Here is a 24,447-nt window from a genome sequence, read left to right as displayed (position 1 = left end):
AAACTCCTGACCTCGGAACTCGACAAGATTTCCCCTGAAAGGGTTGCGTCATTGACGTCCTACGATTTCATTCTCGAAGCCCTATTTGGCGCAGCTTCATATTAAAACGGTATTATTACCCGTATTTCAGCGTGATTGAGAACCTCTATGGGACTAACGATACCGAATGTTGGGAGAGAAATGGTAGAACCTGTTCTTCGGGCAACGGTCTTGAAAAGAAATACCCTTGCCCGTAATCACAACCTAACCCCTGTAAATAGCAAACTTGCTGTTCAGTTTCTATACCTTCGGCAACAGTTGTCATTCTTAATGCACAACTCAGTGTTGCAATGGCTTCCACAATTTTGCCGTCATCACAACTCGTAATTTTGTTGACAAATGAACGGTCAATTTTGATACTATCCACTGGAAATTGGCTGAGGTAACTCAGGGATGAATAGCCCGTCCCAAAATCATCAATGCTGAGCTGAATATCGCGGGCCCGCAGTTCCTTAGTGAGCGCGATCGCCGTCTCCGGGTTCTCCATAATGGCGCTCTCTGTAATCTCTAGTTTCAGATAACGCGGGTCTAGTTGAGTTTCCTCTAATACTTGTTCAATGTCTTCGAGTAGAGTTGGGTGGGCAAACTGACGCACTGACAGGTTGACACTCATAATTAAATGAGAGGAATGCTTCCGCCAGACCTGGAGCTGCTCACAAGCCATCCGTAGAACTTCTATTCCAAGGGGCACGACCAGGCCAGTTTCTTCTGCACAGGGAATGAACTCAGCCGGAGACACCAATCCCCGCTCGGGATGCTGCCATCGGACTAACGCTTCAAACCCAGCAACTTGCAGTGTCTTCAAATCCATAATCGGCTGGTAATGCACCAGAAACTCTTGTCGTTTGAGTGCCCGTTGCATATCCTGTTCTAGTTGCAAGCGCCAGAAAGCCGAGCTGTGCATCTGTCGTTCAAACAGTTGGTAGCTGCCCTTACCCTGTTTCTTAGCCCGATACATGGCGGTATCCGCCTCCTGCAACAGCTCCTCGGCCATGCAGTGCTTCTCCTCACGAATCGTCATTCCCAGGCAGGCCGTTGTGTAAATCTCAAACCCATCCACCTCAAACGGCGAGTTGAAATCCCCCAGGATCCGGTTTGCCATGCTAAAAACAGCGTCCTGGTTCTCGACATCCTTGAGAAACAGGCAAAACTCGTCTTCCCCGGTACGGGCTAGCACATCTCCTGGCTTTACCAGAGTTTGCAGACGCTCTGCAATGCTCGTTAATAACTTATCGCCCGTACCGTGACCGAGGGATGCGTTGATCAGCTTGAATTGATCACAATCCAAGTAGATAAGGCCACACTTTCCTTCATTCCAGTTATTCTGCAGCTCCTGAGTGATGGCTTGCAATAAATAAGTGCGGCTCGGTAGCTGGGTCAGGGTGTCATAGAGAATAATGTTTTCTAACTGAGCTGTTCGTTCACGAATTTTTTCTTCTAATTCTTCGTTAAAACAGCCAAGAGCATCATTCGCTCCCTGCAACTGCACACACAACTGCTGAATTTCCCGATATTGGAAACTAATCCGCAACATGGAACGAATGCGAGATTGCAGTTCCATGCGTTCCAACGGTTTACTAATGAAGTCATCGGCTCCAGCATCTAAGCATTTCGCCACATCTTCCTTGGCGGTGAGAGCCGTCACCATAATGATCGGGATGGTACGCCATTGGGGGTGCGATCGCAAATAGCGGCAAACCTCCAGTCCATCCATCTCGGGCATCATGACATCAAGCAGAATGACGTCCGGCGAGTAGTGCTCTAAGCGCTCAATCGCTCGGCAACCGTTGGAGGCATAGTTCAGGTCATAGTCTTGCCCCTGAAGCAACACCTCAATAACGTCAAAATTTTCGGGTTGGTCGTCTACCACCAGGATAGATGCCTGCATGTTCATCAACGCTCCCTTTAGGCGTGCAAAAGTGTGTGAATGGTACTGGCCAAATGTTTGAGACGAACAGGCTTGGTCAGGTAATCGTTGGCCCCTGCAGCTAGGCACCGTTCGCGATCGCCCGGCATTGCTAAAGCGGTCAGCGCAATAACAGGAACCGTTGCATAGTTATCATCTGTCCGCAATTGACGAATAACTTCTAAGCCATCCATACCGGGCATTTGAATATCCATCAGAATCAAATCAGGCATCTGGATTTTCATGCTCTCCAAAGCATCTTGCCCATTTTTAGCCAAGATCAAACGGTAGCCCTGGTGTTTTAGATAATCGAAAATGCTGTCAATATTGGCTCGATTGTCATCAACAATGAGAATTACTGGCAATTCCTGCCTGCTTATGCCAACATTTTCCAAAGTATCAGCAGCTTGTGTACCAGCTCTGGAAAAACCGCCCCCTATCAAAGCGGAATCTGGCAGTAAACCTGGATCCTCCATCTCCACCTTGTCGCTGAAGCCGTGCGCATCCCGGCAGGGGAGGGAAACCGTAAAGCAGCTGCCTTGGCCCACTTCACTTTTCACCCACACCTGCCCACCATGTAGCTCAACAATGCGCTGCACCAGAGCTAGGCCCAAACCTGTACCGCTCTGCTGCCGGTTGAGGTTACTGTCAATTTGGACAAAGGGTTGAAATAGCTTGTGCTGATCCTCTAAAGCAATGCCAATGCCTGTATCTATCACCCGGAAATAGAGATAGGGAGTTGCTGAGGTATCTTCTCTCCATACCTGCAAGTGCACCTGCCCTCCGGCGGGTGTAAATTTGACGGCATTGGTCAGCAGATTGATCAGCACCTGACGTAAGCGACGATCATCCCCACTAATCATGGAAATATCATCGGCAACCTCGGTTGTTAGACGGATCTGTTTTTGCTGGGCTGCCTGACGCACAAAGGTCATGCTGGTGCTGCATAAGTTGGGGACTAAAACTGGCCCCATATCTAATTCCAGCTTGCCAGCTTCAATTTTTGACAGATCTAGAATTTCGTTGATGAGTTCTAGAAGATGATTACCGCTGCGCTCGATAGTGGCGATCGCCTGGTTCTGCCGCTCATTGACAGTTCCAAAAACTTGCTCCTGTAAACCCTCAGCCATACCCAAAATGGCATTCAGCGGCGTTCGCAACTCATGGCTCATATTTGCTAGAAATTCATCTTTAAGGCGTGTGGCTCGCTCCAGTTCACGATTGGTATGGTCTAACTGCTCATTGGTTCGCCGCAGTTGTTGCTCTGCCTGCTTACGCTCGGTTACATCAAAACTAATGCCAATCATGCGTTCTGGGCAGCCAGCCTCTCCCCGCTGAAGCCGAGCACTAGCCTTGATGTAGCGGATTTGTCCATGAGGCTGTTGGACTCGAAATTCTTCATCAAATTCCTTTTCTCCCTTTATGGTTTGAGTAAGAGCATGCTCAACCAGGGAGTAATCCTCAGGATGAAGCATCTGTAACCAATTTTGGCCGTTAGCAATAAAGGATGCTCGCTCAACGCCATAGAGTTCATACATGCGATCGTCCCAGATCAACACGTCCTCAGCTATGTTCCATTCCCAGATACCAATAGCTCCCGAACGAATTGCCAAAGTCAACCGATCGGACAGATTCTGCATTTGCTCCTGGGCCTGCCGCTGTTCCGTGACGATTTCGGTTGTGATCACGATACCCCCAATGCTTCCATCAGGTCGATGCCAGGGACGCGCTTCCCAATAAATCCAATCGACCTGCCCGTTGGCACGGGGGTAAGGGTAGGCTTCTCGTGTTTCGACAGCCCCCGCCAGACACCGCTGATGGGCCTGCTTCCATGGAAACGGAAGATCGGGAAAAATTTCGTAATGGGAATGGCCAATCAGGGGGCGATCGCCCAGTTCATAATCCTGTCGCCAGCGATTGCTCACCACTAGATAGCGAAAATGCTCATCTAACATGGCCACGGCGACTGGGGCATATTCCACAAACAGCCGAAGTTTGACTTCATTTTCCTGCAATGCTAGCTCTATCTTCTTGCGAGGGGTGATGTCATAGCCAACCGACTGGTATTCCACAACCGTACCTTGAGCATCAAAAATGGCGCGATCTGTCCAGATTTGCCAGCAACAGGTGCCATCAGGAAGAGGGTCGCACTCCTCATAGGTTGCTGTTGGCTTTTCAGGGGTCAGTCCTCGTAATTGCTCCTGCACCATCACTAAATTAGTGTCGGCAATCACATCCCAGAAATTTACCTGGTCATACTGGTTAGGGTCGAGGTTGAAGGATCGGCAGTAGGCTCCGTTGGCGAAAGTCAAATGGCCATCCGGTAGAAAGCGGCAGATCAACGCCGTTTGATCTTCGACAATAGCCCGATACCGAGCCTCGCTCTTTTGAAGGGCTAACTCTGCCCGCTTTCTGGGAGAGATATCAACTTCTGAGCCCACCATACGGAGCAGATTCCCTGCGTCATCCCAAAGCCCCTGCCCCCGATCCAGAATCCAAACACACGTTCCGTCTTTGTGCAGAATCCGATACTCTGACTGGAAATAAGGCGTCTTTTGGGCTATGTGATCGGCAAAAGCAGCCAGAACGCGATCGCGATCCTCAGGATGAATACTTGCTTTCCATTCATCAGGTGCTGTGCCACCTTCATGGTCCTCATACCCCCGCACTGCTTTCCATCGTCGAGAGCGAAAAACTTCGTTAGTCTTGAGATTCCAATCCCAAATACCTGCACTGCTAGCTTCCACGGCCAGTTGCCAGCGCTCCTCGCTCTCCTGTAAGGCCATAGTTCGGCGTTCAATTCGCGCCTCAAGCTCCTGGTTTAATTGCCTCAGGGCAGCCTCGGTTTGTTTTTGCTGCGCGACTTGTCCCAGCTGGCTGGCTATTAATTGCAGCAACTCAACAGAGGTAAGATTTTCCTTCTGAAGCTGTTCAGAGAAAAACACCAACACTGCCACAATTTCATCCGATGCTAGAACCGGAACCCCACAAGCTGTCTGGATTTTCGCGTGATGATTGGTTGCACCACACAGTAAACTTTCTTCAAGTTCTGATTGATCTGTAATCCATTCAAGGTGGCGCGATCGCCCGACTCGCGCCACAAGAAACTCTCCAAGGCAACTCTCGGGCTGCGTACATGGGTTCGAACGGTGACAGTAAGCCGTTCTCAGTATGAATTGTGCTGAGTTTGCTCCTCGTAGCCAAACCTCTCCACAATCCCACCCCACCATCTGGCAAATCCCCATCAGCGCTGCATCTAAAGCCGATTCCCAATGGGGTGATTCACTGATGGCCCGAAGCAGACGATAAACTCTATGAATTTCTGGCTCTTGATGACCAGAATTACTACCAAGATCAGGCAATGGATTTGCTTCCGAATTGAGGGTCAAGACGATTGGAGATGGGAGGCGATTTGAAGAGGAATGACTCATGCCCAGAATTTAAAAGTCACACATTATTGGTAATGACGTGAAAGCTTGAAAAATTTCATCTCAGGAACACAGTAGAAGGTATCGAAAAGCCTTAGAAATGAATGGTCCTTGTGGACGAAGCCCAAAATCAACTTTTCAACACTCTCTTAGGACATGAAGCGCTCTATAAGTATAGGATTCCCAGTCGTGTTCCAAAAGCTATTTTTTTAACAACGATTATTAAATTACTACACCCTAATAGAAAAATACTTCCTGGAGATGCTCTAAACGGATTAACTTTCGTAAAGCCAACCCTGTTTTAGCCAGTACTTGAGATGTTGATTAACCTGGTATATCCATGAAATCAACAGGTTAAATACTGATAGACTGAGAGCTATACTGAGATGAATTAGTTTTCGATAAAATTCATCTGTAAATTACAGTATAAAGTGATTAGAGGAAATAATCAAAACCGTATTTTTTCTGAATTAGCTTGTTCACTATAGCTATAGAACTTTAAGAAAAAGCAGAAGCAAGCGCGAGGGACTCCACCCCTACTTTCTTGGTATTTCAATAAGGCTTGCGATCGCCCTATTTCAGGGTCATCAGTACTCTTACAACTACATGGAAGCTAGATAGTGAACTCCTAATATGTGAGAACCTCTTGCGTAGGAAGGAATGCCATTTCTGGCACTGAAACGTTGCCGCAAAACCGGACTCTGTATCGGACTCATTCACTTTCATGTCATATTCAACAACTTATTGAAGAACAAGGGGCTACCCCCCCCTATCGGGTGTCTTTATGAAGGATTGGTATTTCCTTCCATTCAAGCTCTATCTGTATTTACAGCGCTTTTCAAGCGCTTAAAACTCGGTTGTTTCTGTGAGAGCCGCGTGGGAGTGCGACTCTCACAAAAACAACCGTGGCTGATTCAAGCGCAGAGCGCCGTAATTCTTTTCAAAGCAAGTAGTCCCTTGCTCTTCCCCGTTACCCAAATCTCTATGGGATTCAGCTTCCAACACTGGGAATTCTAAAAGAGTCCGGATAGAATCGTTAAACGGCGGGTGAGAACTTTAGATACCGTCTAATACCGAAGTGCCGTCCTTAAGTTGGCGTACCTCAGAGCCGGATCAGACTGCCATGGATGTTGGGGAGGTTTCGTCGGAATTGTTGCCTGAGTTTATGCCTTCCAGCTCGAACATACCCCAGACAGAGTTACAGCCCCTGCTGGCGATCGCCCTAAACCAGATACCCCAAGCGGTTTATATCAAAGATGACCGCCATTGTCTGGTGTGGGCAAACAATGCGTTTTGCGAATTTGTTGAAAAGAAGCTGGAAGCATTACTGCAACAGCCAGATTTTGAGATTCTCAAACCGGCCCATGGTGTTATTCCTGCCACTGAAGCATTACAGCCATCTTCCCCTTCTCCCACCACTCCTCCCATTAGGTGTCCGGAAGAACGGGCCATCTGCAAATCTAATGGCGAACTTCGCATCGTCACGCTGAACACAACACCGCTACCCGACACGGCACGCCCCTGCTGGCTAGTTAGCCTGACCGACATCACTCAACAAAAGCTTCAAGAACGTGCTCTGGAGCGGCTCACCTACCTCTCTGAAACTATTAGCCAGGCTGTCAACGAAGGGCTATGGGAAATTGAGGTTTCTGCAAAGCGGCCGACCCATGCCTACTACGAGATCTGGTGGTCACAGCAATTTCGCTCATTGTTAGGTTATAGCGATGAGACCGATTTTCCAAATGGGTTGGATAGTTGGATTCAAATCATTCACCCGGACGATCGAGAGTGGGTGCTGACAGAATTGCAAGCCCATCTGGGCGATCGCACCGGCCAAACCTCATTTGATGCGGAGTATCGCATGTTTACCAAAACGGGGGAAATCCGGTGGTTCCGCTCGATCGGCCGAGCCGTACCCGCTGCCCCCAATGCCCCCTGGCGCACGATCGGTATCCTACGAGATACCACTGAACGCAAGCTAGCCGAGGCTGAAACTCGACAGCAGCAACGAATTTTATTGTCCGTTCTAGAAAATATTCCTCATCGAGTCTGGTTGCAAGATAAGGCAGGCCGTTATCTGGCTGCTAATCAGGCCTTCTGTCAAATTTGGCAAAAAACTCCTGAAACCCTTATCGGCAGATTCAACCACCAGATCGTCCCACCCGAGCAGCTCGAGAAATTTCATCAAGAAGATGAGGCTATCCTGACGACCGGCGAGCCATTGACGCTGGAAGAAGAGGTAATGATCGCCAGCGGTGAAACCCGTTGGTTTTCTACCAGCAAAACACCATTACGGGATGAAGCCGGACACATCATTGGTATTACGGGCATATCGATGGACATTACTGTCCGTAAGCAGGCTGAAGAGGATATTCAGCGCATTAATGAGGAACTAGAAAAGCGGGTTGAGCAACGCACGGCAGCCCTGGCGAAGCTAGTCTCGAAGCTGCAGTTTGAGGTGAGCGATCGCCAAAAAGCTGAGGCGGCTCTGCGCCAATCAGAAGCAGAGTTACGCCAACAGGCCATGGATCTAGAGCAAGCGCTGCAACAACTGCAAAATACGCAGGCCCAATTGGTGCAGAGTGAAAAAATGTCGAGCCTGGGGCAACTGGTTGCCGGTATTGCCCATGAAATCAATAATCCCATCAACTTTGTTTATGGAAACTTATTACATGCCAGCAACTACACTCGGGATTTGTTGCAACTGGTAAAGCTGTACCGTAGCTTTTACCCCACGCCTCCTAAAGAAATCATGACCCTTGCCAACCAGATGGATCTGGACTTTGTCATGGGCGATTTACCAAAACTGGTATCCTCCATGCGTTTAGGAGCCGAACGGATTCAGAAAATTGTCATGTCGCTGCGTAATTTCTCACGCATGGATGAGGCCGAGTTTAAGGCCGTGAACCTGCACGAGGGGCTAGAGAGTACTTTACTCATTCTGCAGAACCGAATTAAGCCACGTCCCAGCTTCCCTGGAGTGGAGTTACAGCGTGAGTACGGGGAGTTACCTTTGGTCGAGTGTTACGCCAGCCAGCTCAATCAAGTATTTATGAATATTTTGAGCAATGCTATCGACGCCCTGGAAGAGGCGGTCGAGAGCCGGGCGGAAGAAGGGAATGCCTTTATCCCACAGATTCGAATTCAAACTGGTATATGCCGGGAGAATTGGGTAGCGATCGCTATTTCCGATAATGGTCTTGGTATCCCCGAAACCCTTCAGTCCCGTATCTTTGACCCCTTCTTCACCACAAAGCCCGTAGGTCAGGGGACGGGACTCGGTATGTCTATTAGCTACCAAATTGTCACAGAACGCCACGGTGGCCGTTTAGTTTGCGAATCAGAGCAGGGGGACGGAACTACCTTCCGGGTTGAAATTCCAATTAAGCAATAAGCAGCTATAAAAAAAGAATTAGTTCTCAATGGGGTGATCTCTGCTCATTCAAGTTTTCGTACCCTTTTGGAAACGAGGGCTTGAGTGGGTATGGGCAGGACATATTTCAAAACATAATCCCTTTTTTCAGTAATTTCGGTTAAATTCATTAGATAAGGAAAGTGTTTTCATGAAGCCCCGATGAAGTTACAGGGGTACTTTTATGAAGTGCTTTTGTATTCAGGGCTGTATCTCTATTTTCAGGGTGTTGCAATGTGATAGAAGTCCAATTGCCGCCGAAGCTGAGATCCCTCCATGAAAACCGAGTTTCAAGCGAAGTTCCTGCAACACCTCATTCAACATCCCTCTGAAAGAGGCTTTACGTTGATTGAGCTGTTGGTTGTGATTGTCATTATCGGTATTTTGTCAGCGATCGCGCTCCCCTCCTTTCTAAATCAAGCGAATAAGGCTCGTCAATCCGAGGCAAAGACCTATGTAGGCTCCATCAACCGTGCGCAACAGGCCTACTATATTGAGTACGGCCAGTTTGGTGCCAGCATGGCAAGTTTGGATGCAGGAATTGACCTGGAAACTCAAAACTATGAATACACCATCAACGGCAACCGTAACGGAGATGCAGTGATTGATGCAGTAGCCAGGAAGGAAGCACTAAAGTCCTATGGAGGGCAGGTGAAAGTTGATGGCAATCTTTTAAAGAGTCTTGTTTGCGAGTCTGATATACCGGTTCAGACTGCACCCAGTTGGGATCCAGCTGATTGGCCTGATTGCCCAATCGGGTTTCCCCGGGTCAACCAGTAACACGAACCTGAGTTCGGCCTGAGTTCGTCGCCTGAGCCCGGTTAAGAACGTTTTCGATGGTGCCCAAAGTGCAAGCATCGAGAATGGTGATTTTTGACCGGTTGGAAAGTGCACGTCAGCTCACCCCAAACCAACGTTACATTCGTTCAGACGATCTTTCTGAAACCCTTGACTTTGCCCGCATTTCGTACATGCAAAGTCAAGGGTTCTGTTTTTTGGTGCAAGATATGAGTATTAGAATCTGCCTTGCCCCTGTAATATGCGGGATTATACAGGGCACTCTAATCAATGACATTTTGTGCTTAGTCTCTTTCTGCACCCATCATGCCCTCTTCAAACATAGTTTCCCTGGATGAGCTACAACGTGCTAGTCAGCAAGCTCTTCAAACTGACAACTTTGAAGAAGCCATTACCTATCTTGAACAAATAATTGAGAAACAACCCCAGGCTATACAGTACCGCTTACCCCTGGGCTTGGCTTATTTGCTGATAGGGCAGGAAGAAGCGGCTCAGTTAACGTGGGCGATCGCCTTTTCAGAAGTAGATGAAGCTGACGGAGAATTCCTTCTCGGAGAGCTCGTTCAACTCCTTCAAGCCAAAATTGAAGCTTATGAACGGCAAGAAAAGTGGGGACTTGCTGACCTTCTCTATCAGCATCTCCATCAACTCACACCTACAGATACCAACTCTATTCTTAAAGGTATTCAAACAGCCTTAAAAGGGGAATTGTTGAGCCGTGAACGCTTGGAAAACACAGGGCTGCTGGAAACTTTAGAAACAACTATTCAGCAACCTGAAGCCATCGATTTAGAATTGTTAGACGCAACGCTACAGGAAGTTATTATTCGGGATGACGGGAATCGCGATTTGCTCAGTTGGATTGAAGAGACAGCTCGCTATTTACCTAACCCGGAAGCTGTTACTCATAAGCTTTATGAAAAATCGATCCAGGTTCGGATGCGAAGCCCTTATAACTCTAATTCTTCTAAAGCTTTAGCGTATATTGATGCAGCACTTCGCTTAGACGGAACAAACTTCGGTCTAAAGCATGAGCGAGTTTTCATTTTTATTAAAAGTGCACGTTATCAAGAAGCTGCCACAATGGCTGAAGCACTCTTGATGGACTGTGAAAACAAACAGGAAAAAGTTTTTGCTAAATGTCTTTTGCTTGATGCCCTCATTCATCTATCAGATCGATGGAATGATAGTCAAAGCCATCTAGAAGACATCTTGCAACTTCTTAGGGAGCTGATTCAGGAATACAGCGAAAACCCTGGTTTATATATGCCTAGTGCACTGGCAACTCGGTCTTTGTTTTTCTATCAATATATTAAAGATAACCCCGTTGAATATCGAAGTTTACAGAACCAGCTAGCCCAAATTTATGTAGATAGCATTCAAAAACAGCATGAGGAAAAAGCAGTTATATCCGATCGGGTCCAAGTCTTAGGTACGTCCCGTAAGTTACGCATTGGTTTTCTTTCGGAATGCATGACAAAGCACTCTGTAGGGTGGCTTAGTCGATGGATTTTTCAACATTATGATCGTGAGCGATTCGAGTTTTACTGTTACTTCAAAATCTATACGACCCGCCCCGAAGGGTTAGACGATTTCAGCCAGGAGTGGTTTGCTGACCTATCCACAGGGGCCTGTATCGTGTATGGAGATCCTGAGGAAATTGCAAAAATTATCAAACAGGATGACATTGATATTCTGGTTGACTTAGATAGCGTTACCTCTGAAAAAAATTACGCTACGTTTGCCTTAAAGCCTGCTCGTATCCAGGTGACCTGGTTAGGGTATGACGCTACTGGTCTCCCGACTGTTGACTACTTCTTAGCAGATCGGTTTGTGCTACCCGACCATGCTGATGATTACTACACGGAAACCATTTGGCGAATGCCGACAACCTATATTGCCGTTGATGGTTTTGAAGTGAGTGTCCCATCATTACGACGAGATAAGTTGGATATCCCTGCGGATGCTGTGGTGTATTTCAGTGCACAGACCGCTGCAAAACGCCACCCTGATGCGGTGCGATGTCAAATAGAAATTCTCAAGCAAGTTCCTAACAGCTACCTGCTTCTGAAGGGGAAGGGCGATGCAGATGCGCTTCGCAATTCATTCCTGCAAACAGCAGAAGAAGAGGGTATTGCAGGCGATCGCTTTCGGTTTCTACCCCCTGTTAAGCATGAATCAACTCACCGTGCCAATTTAAGCATTGCCGACGTCGTCCTTGACACCTTTCCCTATACAGGGGCCACAACTACCCTGGAAACCTTATGGATGGGCATTCCTCTGGTCACCCTGGTTGGCAATCAATTCACCAGCCGCAACAGTTACGCCATGCTTCGTCATGCTGGAATTGAAGCAGGCATTGCCTATTCACAGGAAGAATATATTGAATGGGGGGTGCGGCTCGGCTCGGATGCAGCCTTGCGAGAGCAGGTGAAGCGTCAGCTATGGCGATCGCGCCAAACATCCCCACTGTGGAATGCTAAACAATTCACTCGGGATCTAGAAAATGCCTTTGAGCAAATGTGGCAGCAATATCTAGAAACCTCGTCTCAGTCTAACTAATGCAATCTTTTCAACTATGAACTCACCAGAAGTTTTAAAGGAAAAAGGACAGCAAGCTCTCCAGGGTGATGATTTTCTGACTGCTGCTGCTTGCTTTGAAGCACTCGTCGAGCAGGAACCAGAAATACCTCAACATCATCTGGCTTTAGGCCTGGCTTATCTATTAGCTGGGCAGGAAGAAGCAGCTCAGTTGGCTTGGGCGATCGCCTTTTCAGAAGTGGATGAGAACCATGAAAATGAACTTTTTCAGGAGCTAATAAAACTCATTCAGGCTAAAACCCAGAACCTTGAGCAGCAGGGGAAATGGGAATTAGCTTACCTGCTATATCAACATCTCCATGAAATTAATCCTCTCGATGTAAATGTAATTCTTCAAAGCATTCAGGCTGCTATGCAAGGGAATCAGTTTGATTCGAACCTACTCATCTGCTCTGGGCTGCTTGAGGCACTGACCAGCCATACCGACCAGTCCGTCTCTATAGACAGTTCCTTAATGGAGACTGTCTTAGGAGATGTACTTGCCTGGGATGTGGAAGATCCAGAAATTCTGCCATGGATTGAGAAGGTAGCCAGTTATCTGCCTGATAAAACAAAAATTGTCTATCGTTTAAACGAAAAAGCTGTACAGCTCCGTCAACGAAGTATTCTTCATGAAGACTTTGATATCGCCCTTACTTATGCAGAGGCAGGGCTGAGATTGGATCCAAAACATTTTGGCTTAAATCATGAACGAATCATGATTTATATCAAGAGAAGAGACTTTAAAAAAGCCGCTTCTCTTGCAGAAAAACTATTTTTAGAGTGTCAAAATCTTCGGACAAAAATCCGTACAAAAGGTCTTTTAATTGAAGGGTTATTTCATATTCCTGAACGTTGGCAAGAGGCAAAAGAAGAACTAGAAAGCTTGCTGCTATTACTAGATAGTTTTATTCAAGAGTATGAAGGAAAAAGTGATTTCCAAATAGCCCCATCCTTCTTACTACGAAACTTATTTTACTTTCAATATATTCAGGATGATCCTAAGGAATGTCGAGTCTGGCAAAATCGGTTATCCTCCTTTTATCTAAAGACTCTCCAAAATCAAGAAAACACACCAGGAGCAACGGCGATCGCTTCTCCCGTGTTTTCTCACCAAAATCGCCAGACAACTCAGCGAGAAAAGCTAAGAATTGGTTTTCTTTCAGAATTTATGGATCAACATTCCATCGGCTGGCTGAGCCGATGGATTTTTCAGCATTATGATGCAAGTCGCTTTGAGTTTTATGCCTATTTTCAGAGCCATGAATTGCCGCTTAATGGGCTTTCGACCTTCAGCGAAACATGGTTTGCTCGACCCGCAACCCGCTCTTTTGCCGTTTATGGGAAACCCCATGAAACAGCCCAGAAGATCTATGACGATGAGATTGATATTCTGGTGGACTTAGACAGCGTCACATCAGAAGATACTTATGCTGTCATGGCGCTTAAGCCTGCCCCTGTACAGGTAACATGGCTAGGTTACGATGCGAGCGGTTTACCTACGGTAGATTATTTCCTGGTCGATCCATTGGTGGTGCCTGACCATGCTAATGAGTATTATGCTGAGGCACTTTGGCGCTTGCCGCGAACATATATTGCTGTCGATGGTTTTGAGGTAGGAGTGCCATCTTTACAGCGAAAAGCCCTAAATATTCCATCAGATGCTGTAGTTTATTTCAGTGCCCAAACAGCAATCAAACGCCACCCTGAAACTGTGTCCTGCCAGCTCCAAATCCTGAAGCAAGTTCCCAATAGCTACTTATTGCTGAAAGGTATTGGTGATAATAACTCTCTCCGCAATGCCCTCTTTCAGGCGGCTGAGATGGAGGGCATCAGTCGCGATCGCTTCCGGTTTCTAGAACTCGACAAAGATGAAGCCACCCATCGAGCTAACCTGAGTATTGCCGACGTTGTTCTCGATACCTTTCCCTATACCGGGGCTACGACAACCATGGAAACCCTATGGATGGGGATTCCTTTGGTGACACGGGTAGGACAACAGTTTGCCAGTCGTAACAGCTATGCAATGTTGCGCCATGCTGGAATCGAAGCGGGTATTGCTCACTCTGCGGCGGAGTATATTGAGTGGGGGGTACGCTTTGGCACCGATGCGGGACTACGGGAACAGGTACAAGCTGAATTATGGCGATCGCGCCAAACCTCTCCCTTGTGGAATGCCGAACAATTTACTCGCGATATGGAAAGCGCCTTTGAGCAAATGTGGCAGCGCTATCTTAATAGTGATGGAAAAAACTCTATGAAATAAACTTATTAACACAGAAATACACTAGCTTCTTTAAATACTCTAAGTCATTTGGAACACCTAGATGAATTAGGAAGTAGTTCTTGAACCTTGAGCCATATTTTAGTTGAGGAGTAAAAACGATGCAAGTTATTGGAATTTCCATGGTGAAGAATGAAGAGGATATCATAGAGAGCTTTATTCGTCATAACTTGCAATTTCTGGACGGAATTATTGTTTTTGATAATTGTTCAACGGATTCAACACGGTTGATTCTTAAACTGTTAATGCAAGAAGGTTTACCAATTTGCTTATCTGATGATTATGAATATGCTTATTTTCAGTCTGAAAAAATGACAAACTTACTCAGACGGCTTTGTTTTACCAGTCCCATAGACTATGTCATTCCTCTAGACGCTGATGAGTTTATTGATTGTGAAAGCTATGATGTTTTTGTAGAGTCATTGAATGAAATTGAATCTCCTGGGGTTGGTTTTTGGGGTTGGAAGACATATGTTATTTCCCCCAAGCTAGCCAATGACCAGAGCCCAAAAGCTCAATTAGATCAGTTCAACTTTTTCAGAAACAGAGAAATTCCTCAATATTACAAAGTAGTTTTAAGAAATCCAGAACTCTGCATTCATGATCTCACACTTACTCAGGGAAACCATAATACTTCTTCGTCATATGATATCTCAAAAATCAAGCTGAGAAATTTATCACTCGCTCATTTCCCGGTTCGCAGCAAATTTCAAATTACTAAAAAAGTGATCTTTGGTGAAATTGCCTATCAACTTAAGGATAAAAAACAAAATTTTCATGATCCAAACGAGACTAGGCAATGGCGAAGTTTATATCAAAGATTAAAAGCAGGTGAAAATTTTTCAGAAAGTGAATTGGTAAATATTTCGCTCAACTATGCACAAACTCCTGGCAATTCTCAATGGCCCGATAATATTCGGAGTGGAAAATTTAAACTGGTTGGCTCGGAAAACCAATATGATGAAGTAGTTAGTAGTAATCTCTTAATGGAAACAGTAAGAAGCTTTCAGAACTATATTAAAGGCCCAGAAATTCATTTCAATCCTTATGAGCTATACAACACAGATGTCGAACCAGGAACCTTTAGTGAACAGAATCAGTCTATTAATACTGCTTTTGAGCCGGATTGGCATCTAAAGAATCTCTTCTTAGATATTCCTCCGTTTCGATATCTATACGAGCGATTTTCTCCGGTGAGCGCTCTTGATATTGGCTGTGGGCTAGGTCAGTACTTGAAATTACTAAATAATTTTGGAGTAGCCCAAATAGCTGGTATTGATGGAATAGAGCCTGAAGCTTTATATATACCCGCATCCAATTATTTAACTCATGATCTACACCAACCATTAGAATTATCTCAAAAATTTGATTTGGTGATTTGTAGCGAGGTGGCAGAGCATTTAAACCCTGGTAGTGAAGCAGTCTTACTTGATAACATTGAAAGGCATGCTGGACATATAGTCCTTTTCTCAGCCGCTGCTCCTGACCAACCAGGTTATGGCCACATAAATTGTAAGCCCTTTGCATTTTGGGCGGAGCAGTGGGCATCCAGGGGTTGGGTACCCTTACTCTTTGAAACTTTATGCTTCAGGACTTTATCTACATTTTCCTGGCTTCGTAGAAACCCTGTTTTAATGGTTAGGGCAGAAGATGAATCGGATATTCTTCCGACATGGTTGCCCCTAGTACTAATTCACGAGGAGGATTACGCATACAAACCGCAACCACCTGGTATCATTATTAACCCTTTAGCTCACACCATTCCAGAATTACAATAAGTACTCTAGGGTTGAGGTTATGGGGATTGAAAAAAGCTATACCACTTAGCAGCTGGACAGTGCAAAGTTATTGGTACCCCTCGATAGTGGCACCAATGCGCTAACTCAAGCTTATTCAGTGATGGAGATTACCCAGCTTTATCGGCGAGCAATTGAGGCAGAAGTAGAGTAGGTCTACTTCGTGAAAAAATCAGTGGATGTTGATGCTGAAGCGTCAGGCGCACAATTTGTTCGCTTGGATAACCGTGTTCGGGTAGGGTTCGGAACCACCGAGGGAAATTCTTCCAAATCGATTGAGGCAATTCTAGCGCTAAGATTTGCAGCACACCGAGGGTGATCGCATGGAGATTGACAAAGCGTTCAAAGGCTTCCACTTTTTGCTTAATTTGGCGTTGTTGAGCCGGGTCATAGTCTTGGAGGCGAAGATTGGACGGGAACTGCGGTGTCTTGTCGAGCAGTTTGAGCCAAAACTGATAGGCAAAGCCACCTAGGAGCAGAACCAACGTTCTAAAACAAACTTCAATCTTGAAGCGCTTGCCGTAGGACTCAATCACCTGTGTTCCGGTAAGTTTGACATCGCTGGAGAGCAGAATCATGCGCTTGCCGTTGGGCAATTGGGTCAAGACAAATAGGACGCTCGCCTCTGGGCTATCCCAGAAGAATTCAAAGCACTGATAGTAGACCATTGTGGGTTGACCATAGAGCCAGACGACAGCTTTGAGACACGCCTCTGGAGGGGCAAATAGGTCTTGGAGGGCAATCTTGCTCCCCCATTTGCGTGGGCGGCCCCGACCGGACTTGCCAGGAAGTGAACTGAACGGGGCACGGGCAACAGTAGAAATTCGCACACGGCTAATCAGGTGCAGTCCATGGGCACGCAACGATTGCAAAACGTTCGCCGAGGCATAGTAGGCATCGAGCAATGCATAGCTCCCCACACTCATGTAGCTGACGCACAAGTGCGCCATCTTATCCACCAGGGTCAACTCCTGCGATTCAGACTCTGCCCCTTCAATCCCATCGTGCAATTTGAAGACGAGCGGCACCGCAAACAACGCCGTACCGCACCCCATCAGCAATCCCAAGGCACTGAAATAGTGTCCGCGAATCCATTCGGGTTTGCTCACATCACTCGATTCTTGGTGCAGTCCCTTCACCCCTGGCATCTTGCGCCCTTCCTTGCCCACTTTGATGCCATCACCGACGTACAAGCGCTCACCCTGCAAACGGTTCACAAACGGATGTTCGCCCAGCTACTCTGCCCACGCCTGGCACAAGCTATCGATACAAAATGCACTGGAATGGAACCAATGCAGGGCTTGATGATAATAGCCTTCGCTCAATCCCAAAGCATTGAGGTAGCTTGTCACCGCAGGTGGTTGCGTACTCAACACCACGCCCCAAAACAACAGGACAAACCACTCGAAGGTTGCTTCACGACGAAAGACGGGACGAAACTGGAGCAAGATTTGCTCAATGCGTTGATAGAGTTTCATAATGAACGTGGCTGATTGTTGTGTATTTCAGCCAGTTTCCGACATTCCGCCCGGTTTGGGACTGGAATGTCCTTTTTTTATCTTCTACCTTCAATTAGGAGGAGAACTTCGCACTGTCCAGTTAGCAGGTGGTATAGCTTTTTTCAATCCCCATAACCTCAACCTCGACCCAGCTTACAGCTATTTTCGATCGCCTGAGGTCTGGTCATTTTTGTGGGAGCCGCGCGGAGCGCGGCTCCCACAAAAATGGCTGTGGTTTACTCAAGCGGGAACTGCTGTAAAGGATGTTTAAAGAGTCGGTTAGTCAGGTAAAAAAAGCCAGAAAGCTCTCTCGGTATTAACTGACGTTCGGACTAAATTTGCCTATCGAATTGCGAAACGCACTCTAGAAGTGCGTTTCGCAATTCGATAGGCTTTCTGGGTTTCGTAAGCTGAGAATCTAGCTACGCGAGCTTTTCAGCTTACGAAACCCAATTTAGTCCAAAGTCTAGATATGACTATGGCTTTACAACACACCTTAAAACATGAACACAGTATCGCCTGGTGCCCAGTCATGAGCTAGAAACAAGAACACAAAAAAGGGAGGTGGAATCTCATACAACGCCTGAGCAGGTAGTTATAGAGCGATCGCTACATTTGACTACAGCCCCTCCAGAAGCCCATTTCAGGGCAAGACCAACCTTGGGAGAAAGAGGACGAAAGATTTTTTTGAGGGGGTGATATGAAACTGATCGCAGGTGGGCAAGTTATCTCTAGGAGTTAGAAACCCATATCCCGCAACTCAAGGAGACACACTCTAATGAAAACCGAACTGAAAGCCAAATTCATCCAACACCTCGCACAGAAGCGTCAAGATTCCGGTTTCACCCTGATTGAACTGCTGGTGGTTATCGTGATCATTGGTATTCTGTCTGCTATTGCTCTACCTTCTTTCTTGAACCAGGCAAACAAAGCTCGCCAGTCTGAAGCGAAGACCTACGTGGGTTCCATCAACCGTGCCCAGCAGGCTTACTTTGTTGAGTATGGTACCTTCAGCCCTGATGGAGCAAGCTTGGAAGGTGGCATCGCTTCTTCCACCCAGAACTACACCTACGTCATCTCGGGCAACAGCACCGAAGGGACTATCCAAGCATCTGCTCGGAAGAACGCTCTGAAAGCTTATGGTGGGCGTGTATGGGTTAGCGGTAATACCACCCCTGGTATTGTTTGCGAAACTACAGCTTCCACTGGCCCTCAAGCCGCGCCTGCCATGACTGGCCTAACTGCCTGTCCCGCTACTGCTCCGGCTGTTGGACAGTAATCTTTAGCAGAAGGTTGTCACTGTCACAGACAGCTTCTTGCTTTACCACTTCATTACACAACTGGAGTCTTGCACTCCAGTTGTTTTTGTATATAGCGTTTGCAAGGACGTTAATTCAGTAAGGTGGGCTGGATTAATTCGCACACCACGAGCATAATGCTGCAGTGCATTTGTGAAGTTTTTTCCCCATTTCTTTTTGAAACTTGGGCTGGGGTACATCCCACACTACCCGAGTTTCAAAAAGAAATAGGGGAAAAGGCATAGGGAAACAGTAATAATTTTAGAAATAGAATCCCAATACTTGAGGGGGAAGGCTGACTCCGTCAGCCTTCCCCCTCAAGTATTGGGATTCTATTTTCTTGCGAGTTCCTAAGTTTAGATGTCTGTCCTCTAAAAACTTAAGTAATCGCTGGTTTCCAAATCCTTTAAAGAAATAGATGGTACAGATTCAAGACCTGAAGGGGCTAGGTGACTATCTTCCAGGAGAACATGGGCTGTAATGTGAGACGCTACAGCTTTCAGTTGGGGAACTTGAGCTGAGGTGATTAATATAATATTTGGTTCTCCTTCAGATTCATCAATTTCCACCTCTTCCAGAACGGACATCATAACCGTAGCCAGCAGTAAATCGATCGCCTCTATATCGACATCTTCTGAAGTAATGAGAGCCGTTATTGAGCGTTTTTTAGGATGCGACACAATAATTTGTAAAAACTGGGCAAGCTGTTGACTTAAAGAATCTTCGTCGGCTTCCCAGTTGGGGCATAGGAGCAAGTTAACGGAGCTTAAACTGCCCTCATCTATGGCACTGGCACCAGAAATAAGACTTCCATCGCCCCCTAGTTCAGGCTGTTTAATTGCCTTCAAGATAGCTCGAACATGAACAACTTCTTCCTCTGAGTACTCCTCCTCTAGACTTACCAGGGTAAAGGCTCCTCGAAAGCCGTAATTCTGGCAAAGGTTCCAGTAGGGAGGATATTCAACACAGTAATATTTGAAGGAATTAATGTTCCAAAAACTCACATGGGTTGGGTCTTGAAAGGCTCCCCGGCCATCCGTAGATGGAACGCGAATATCAACGATCGCATCATGCTGACATATACGCCAGATCTCATTCATCGTGTGGAGGCGATCGGGTAGGTGCTCCACGACATCGTAAGCTTTGACCACTTCTACACTGTTGTCCGCAAAGGGAAAGCGGCGATTTAAATCTGCCACTACATCAACACCAGGGCCAGGAGAAATATCTACCCCAATGAACCCTTCGGCTTTCCAGCCGCCACAGCCTAAGTCAACTCGTAGAGATTCTGTTGCTCCTGTAGACATAGTCGTAATAGTTCTTAAAATGTAATCGACTACTGTAGAGTAAGTGCACTTCTTCGTTACATCCTGATGTAGAGCGGCTGCAATTTCTAACCGCTCAGATTGATGGTCAGGGTGGAGGTAGTAGCGAAGCTTGCCGTTCAATTCCTCAATGCTTCGGTAGGAGATTTCCTCAGCAACACTAGTGAGTTTTTGCAAGTCCGATCGCCAATCCGTCAGCACAAAACCACCCACTGCCCCCACATCAATAACCCGATTAATCACCGCCGTATCAAATTGTAGAGAGGTGATATTAAGGTTGATTTGGGAGTTGCAATAGAGATTGCGTGCCTGTGCATAGTCGGATAGGGGAGGATGATAGCGAACCGTTTCTTTTTCAATCCTACGGTTCAAATCAACCTTATGTAAGTAGGCTGGATCGCCTCCGATGATGTCCATCTCAACATCTTGAATTCGTCGAATGATTTCGCCTCTGGAATGCTGAGAATAAATATGTAGCAACGAAATATAGAAGTGTTTAAGACTAAAAAAATCAATAGGATTTTTGGGATCAGCATAGGTCGTAGCAAACTTGACGGCTGAAGGTTCTAAAGCCGTATCTAAATCAGCAATCCGTTGCCATACATCTGCCCGTACCCGATGGGCAAATGGCATATCCCACATCTCATCTCCCAAAGATGGTAGGACGTGACCTACAAAAGATACGTCGTACTGATAAGTATGGGGAGGTGATAAGTATGAGTATTCAGAGACATGAGAAACTGTAAAAGCATGAGATATTCCCAAACTTCTCAAGTCTAAATAATTGGAATACTCCAAGCAAAAATGATAGGTTCTCTCTCGGTGGTTACAAAAGGCAGTAAGCAAATGCTTAATTTCATTCAGCTCCAGTAAACCACTAAATAAGGAATCATGATGAATGAAAATAATTTTTGTATTAATGGCTTCAAACCCATAACCCTCTACCGCTTCCATATACCGGCATAAGGAGGACGAAGAATTAGTGATTAAAACAAAATCAAATCCCTGATCATTGATGTAGTTTATGTAACTGGATTGTGTAAAATTCGATGGATTTAATAGCTCGACCGTATGCCCTAACTGAGCCAGTGCTTCAACAAACCCATCAATAAGCCGTTGGTAGATTCGAGTGGGCGATCGCTCGACACAAAACCGGTAGGATTGGGAAGGCGCTGGCGTGGTTGTCATAGTTGCTTCTGAACGTGAAAACGAACTGGACTCAGTACAGCATAACGGGAGCAACAGGGCTCTATCACTATAGCTCTACCTCAAAGAATCAGACCCACGTAGGGTTATTTTTGAGAAGCCGTGCTCCACAAGGTGCTTTAAAGATGGCCCGTCCTCGTTTGATTGTGTAAGCCTACAAGTACTCGACGGATAGAAACATAAAATCTCAAATCCTATGCTACCTGCTGCACAGGTGATATAAGGTTTCGGGGTTATAGCTTGGACGGAAGCAGGAATTACGCACGATTGCTAGGTATGGTGTGCGAAACACACCATACCTAGCAATCGTGCGTAATTGAATGCAAGACACGAAGCGACCAAAGGGAATATGACTGTGTTACCGGGAAAATTCAGGGCGGCGAGACTGAAGGTAATTCACAAACTCCTGGTTAGAGAGGGGGGGGCAGAGGAATCGCCCCTGGGCTGCATAACAGCCGCTCTGTCGCAGCAGATTCACCTGGTCGTCAGATTCCACTCCTTCAGCGATCGCTCGCAATTGCAAACTCTGGGCTACGGCAACAATCGCTCTCACGATAGACAACGCCTCGGGATCATGAGCAATGTCGGCAATTAGCGACGTATCGATCTTCACTCCCTCCACTGGAAGCCGCCGCAAATAGCTGAGGGAGGTAAACCCAATACCAAAGTCATCAATCACGGTGCGAATGCCCATATCTTTGAGTTGGTTGAGTAGGGTTACGCCGGCTTCAACGTCTTCCATCAGGTCAGATTCCTGCACATCAAAGACCAAGAGGTCAGGACTGAGCCCGGTTTGTTCCAAAATTTGAGAGGCTGATTCGACCAAGTTGAAGTGGTGCAGGTGTTGGTTAGAGAGATTGACCAGCAATTTGATAGGCAATTGATTATAGGTCTGCCAGGCCTTTGCTTGCTGACAAGCAGATTGGAGGATCCAATGCTCGATACGATCTAGAAGTTCGAGTTCCTGAGCGATCGCCAGAAAGCTGCTAGGGTAGAGTACGCCTATCTCCGGACAATGCCAGCGAACATAGGCCTCTGCTCCAATGATGCGTCCAGTAATTAGATGTAGTTGCGGCTGAAATTGGAGTTGAAATTCACCATTTTCCAGTGCTCGCGGTAGTTGCCCGGTGATCCATTGGCGTTGAGTAACTTGGGCATCTACCTCTAGGTTGTAAAATTGGTAGCGGTTCTCACCCGAGCGCTTAGCCTGCTGCATGGCTAAACGAGAATGATGGATTAAATCATTAGGGTATGTCCCATTGTCGGGGTAGAGAGCAATACCCACACTAAGTTGAACACTCACCCACTGCCCCCGAACCCAGTAGGTTTCCAGCAGGTGTTTCAACAAATTCTGAGCCTGTCGAGCAACTTCCTGACGGCGTGTTACTGATTCATAAATGACACCAAACTCGTGGACGCCCAGACGGGCAGGGGTATAGGGCTGATCAACATTGCTCTGGAGGCGTTGGGCGATCGCCTGCAGCAACTCATCGGCAAATTCCTGCCCTAGACGCTCATTGACCACTCGGGAGTTGTCAATGTTAAGGTACAACACTGCGAGAGACGTTTGGTTTGCCTGAGCTCGGCTGATGGCTTCTTGCAGGTGATGGTGAAATAAAATGCGGTTAGGTAAACCCGTCAGAGCGTCTCGATAAGCCAGTTGCTTCAGGTTATCGACCGCCTGCTTCATCGCATCCACATAAGGTTGGGTAATAGCGGCCTGCTTATTCAGGCGAGCCGCAATAGCGGCCAGCAATTCCTGACGAGTGAAGGGTTTGGTGATGTAGTCATCAGCCCCCATTTCCATACCTAAGCGGAGATCTGAGCGATCGCTCTTAGCACTTAAAAAGATGAATGGAATGCGGGCAGTGGCAGGGTTACCCTTAAGAGCTTCTAGTACCTGATAACCATCCCATCCTGGCATCGAGATATCACAAATAATCAGGTCTGGGTCTTGTTCCTGGGCAGCCTTCACACCGGACTCACCATCCTTTGCGGAGACCGCCTCCATAGACTCCATCTGTAAGAATTTAAGTATGGAATTCCGGATAATCGCGTCGTCTTCGATGACCAGAATTTTCTTCACAACTACACTTTGCTCTCTCATAGCTAAACCGAATGGCTCTTATTGTTTGTTTCCTGTAAAGCTTGAGCAGTCGTTTGAAGATGCGGGCAGGCTCATCTGAAAACTATTCCCCACAATGTTTTCAACCTATTCTTGAGGCAGTTTGAGAAGGAATAGGGCAGATGCCTAAATCACCTTGGGAATACCTCCAACATTCCTGGCTCAAGCAATGGTTTGTTAGAGTGATGACAGTTGAGATGCGACCGAGGCATAGACCGATCAGCGAGGGATCGTTGCCAGAAGTAGTAATTTCATGAACCTGCCGAGCTTCCCTGATGAAAATCACAGAAGTTCGGAACGGCTGGCTTCACTCTGCAAAGCTTGCAGTTGTGGAGTCAGCAAGCACAACACCCGTCTTACTATGGTGCCCATTTCCTGGTAAGGAATACGATATTTTTGCGGATTATTAAGTAAAAATTGTAGGCCAGGAAAATTAGACTCCGTATTTCCCGATCGGCTTTATCTGATTTTCAATATTATTTTGCGCTACATACCATCCAAGCAAATTGACATCCAATACTTTATGCCCCTCTCCAAACTGATGAGGTGTGAGGGATAGGTGTGGGACTTCGTACCGCACCTATCCCTCACACCTCATCAGTTTGAAAAATGCTGTAGAAAAATGTTTTTGTAGCTTTTAAGTAGCTCACCTCAATTAATTAGGAGACACAGAGGCTGTGCAGTTCGTTTCACGCGGCACATAGCATCTTATGTTGGTGGCGCAATATTCTGGACAGTTTTTGTGAAACCC

General features: G+C 46.6%; 13 protein-coding genes. 7 read left to right on the top strand and 6 right to left on the bottom strand.

Features of this window, described 5'->3' with window-relative positions:
• Nucleotides 1-145 precede the first annotated feature (145 nt).
• A complete protein-coding gene (locus NDI52_RS09940; protein ID WP_347280087.1) occupies nucleotides 146-1,927 on the bottom strand; it encodes an EAL domain-containing protein in 1,782 nt (593 codons plus the stop codon).
• Nucleotides 1,928-1,944: 17 nt separating this feature from the next.
• The gene (locus NDI52_RS09935; RefSeq protein ID WP_190773236.1) at nucleotides 1,945-5,376 is read right to left on the bottom strand and encodes a PAS domain-containing protein; all 3,432 of its coding nucleotides are present in this window, start codon (nucleotides 5,374-5,376) and stop codon (nucleotides 1,945-1,947) included.
• Nucleotides 5,377-6,451: 1,075 nt separating this feature from the next.
• Here NDI52_RS09935 and NDI52_RS09930 point away from each other — a divergent pair.
• The 5 genes from NDI52_RS09930 (at nucleotide 6,452) to NDI52_RS09910 (ending at nucleotide 16,225) form a co-directional block, all read left to right on the top strand.
• Nucleotides 6,452-8,767 (top strand): PAS domain-containing protein, encoded by a 2,316-nt coding sequence (locus tag NDI52_RS09930; protein ID WP_190773235.1) that lies wholly within the window; start codon nucleotides 6,452-6,454, stop codon nucleotides 8,765-8,767.
• A 294-nt stretch (nucleotides 8,768-9,061) separates the two neighbouring features.
• Nucleotides 9,062-9,565, top strand: coding sequence for a type IV pilin-like G/H family protein (locus tag NDI52_RS09925; RefSeq protein ID WP_190773234.1), 504 nt, complete (start codon nucleotides 9,062-9,064; stop codon nucleotides 9,563-9,565).
• Nucleotides 9,566-9,889: 324 nt separating this feature from the next.
• Nucleotides 9,890-12,145: an O-linked N-acetylglucosamine transferase, SPINDLY family protein gene (locus NDI52_RS09920; RefSeq protein ID WP_190773233.1), complete on the top strand. Its 2,256-nt coding sequence runs from the start codon at nucleotides 9,890-9,892 to the stop codon at nucleotides 12,143-12,145.
• A gap of 16 nt (nucleotides 12,146-12,161) precedes the next feature.
• Nucleotides 12,162-14,429, top strand: a complete 2,268-nt coding sequence (locus NDI52_RS09915) for an O-linked N-acetylglucosamine transferase, SPINDLY family protein (RefSeq protein WP_190773232.1) — start codon at nucleotides 12,162-12,164, stop codon at nucleotides 14,427-14,429.
• A 119-nt stretch (nucleotides 14,430-14,548) separates the two neighbouring features.
• Nucleotides 14,549-16,225, top strand: coding sequence for a glycosyltransferase family 2 protein (locus tag NDI52_RS09910; protein WP_190773231.1), 1,677 nt, complete (start codon nucleotides 14,549-14,551; stop codon nucleotides 16,223-16,225).
• Between the two features lie 128 nt (nucleotides 16,226-16,353).
• On the opposite strand, the gene NDI52_RS09905 is transcribed toward NDI52_RS09910, so the two are convergent.
• Together NDI52_RS09905 and NDI52_RS09900 are read right to left on the bottom strand one after the other, a co-directional pair.
• Nucleotides 16,354-17,460, bottom strand: coding sequence for a transposase (locus tag NDI52_RS09905; protein ID WP_347280086.1), 1,107 nt, complete (start codon nucleotides 17,458-17,460; stop codon nucleotides 16,354-16,356).
• An 18-nt stretch (nucleotides 17,461-17,478) separates the two neighbouring features.
• Entirely contained in the window at nucleotides 17,479-17,721 is a 243-nt protein-coding gene (locus NDI52_RS09900) for a hypothetical protein (protein ID WP_242035981.1), read from the bottom strand.
• Nucleotide 17,722: 1 nt separating this feature from the next.
• On the opposite strand from NDI52_RS09900, the gene NDI52_RS09895 reads away from it, so the two are divergent.
• Together NDI52_RS09895 and NDI52_RS09890 are read left to right on the top strand one after the other, a co-directional pair.
• Nucleotides 17,723-18,013, top strand: a complete 291-nt coding sequence (locus tag NDI52_RS09895; protein ID WP_190773230.1) for a hypothetical protein — start codon at nucleotides 17,723-17,725, stop codon at nucleotides 18,011-18,013.
• A 507-nt stretch (nucleotides 18,014-18,520) separates the two neighbouring features.
• Complete coding sequence (locus NDI52_RS09890; protein ID WP_190773229.1) at nucleotides 18,521-19,021, top strand: type IV pilin-like G/H family protein; 501 nt, start codon at nucleotides 18,521-18,523, stop codon at nucleotides 19,019-19,021.
• 390 nt (nucleotides 19,022-19,411) lie between these two features.
• Here NDI52_RS09890 and NDI52_RS09885 read toward each other — a convergent pair whose 3' ends face one another.
• Nucleotides 19,412-21,553: a glycosyltransferase gene (locus NDI52_RS09885; protein ID WP_190789541.1), complete on the bottom strand. Its 2,142-nt coding sequence runs from the start codon at nucleotides 21,551-21,553 to the stop codon at nucleotides 19,412-19,414.
• 376 nt (nucleotides 21,554-21,929) lie between these two features.
• Nucleotides 21,930-23,678: a GGDEF domain-containing response regulator gene (locus NDI52_RS09880; RefSeq protein ID WP_190773227.1), complete on the bottom strand. Its 1,749-nt coding sequence runs from the start codon at nucleotides 23,676-23,678 to the stop codon at nucleotides 21,930-21,932.
• Nucleotides 23,679-24,447 lie beyond the last annotated feature (769 nt).

The sequence above is a fragment of the Leptolyngbya sp. PL-A3 genome (assembly GCF_039962325.1).
Taxonomy (GTDB): Bacteria; Cyanobacteriota; Cyanobacteriia; order Elainellales; family Elainellaceae; genus Vacuolonema.
Note: the sequence above shows the minus strand (reverse complement) of the source record. Positions and strands in the feature narration are given on the sequence as shown.

Bases quoted from the DNA above. Each gene is read 5' to 3' on its own strand.
- NDI52_RS09910 (WP_190773231.1), top strand. From the start codon at position 14,549: ATGCAAGTTATTGGAATTTCCATGGTGAAGAATGAAGAGGATATCATA.
- NDI52_RS09920 (WP_190773233.1), top strand. From the start codon at position 9,890: ATGCCCTCTTCAAACATAGTTTCCCTGGATGAGCTACAACGTGCTAGT.
- NDI52_RS09915 (WP_190773232.1), top strand. From the start codon at position 12,162: ATGAACTCACCAGAAGTTTTAAAGGAAAAAGGACAGCAAGCTCTCCAG.
- NDI52_RS09940 (WP_347280087.1), bottom strand. From the start codon at position 1,927: ATGCAGGCATCTATCCTGGTGGTAGACGACCAACCCGAAAATTTTGAC.
- NDI52_RS09885 (WP_190789541.1), bottom strand. From the start codon at position 21,553: ATGACAACCACGCCAGCGCCTTCCCAATCCTACCGGTTTTGTGTCGAG.
- NDI52_RS09890 (WP_190773229.1), top strand. From the start codon at position 18,521: ATGAAAACCGAACTGAAAGCCAAATTCATCCAACACCTCGCACAGAAG.
- NDI52_RS09900 (WP_242035981.1), bottom strand. From the start codon at position 17,721: ATGAAACTCTATCAACGCATTGAGCAAATCTTGCTCCAGTTTCGTCCC.
- NDI52_RS09880 (WP_190773227.1), bottom strand. From the start codon at position 23,678: ATGAGAGAGCAAAGTGTAGTTGTGAAGAAAATTCTGGTCATCGAAGAC.
- NDI52_RS09935 (WP_190773236.1), bottom strand. From the start codon at position 5,376: ATGAGTCATTCCTCTTCAAATCGCCTCCCATCTCCAATCGTCTTGACC.
- NDI52_RS09895 (WP_190773230.1), top strand. From the start codon at position 17,723: ATGAACGTGGCTGATTGTTGTGTATTTCAGCCAGTTTCCGACATTCCG.
- NDI52_RS09925 (WP_190773234.1), top strand. From the start codon at position 9,062: ATGAAAACCGAGTTTCAAGCGAAGTTCCTGCAACACCTCATTCAACAT.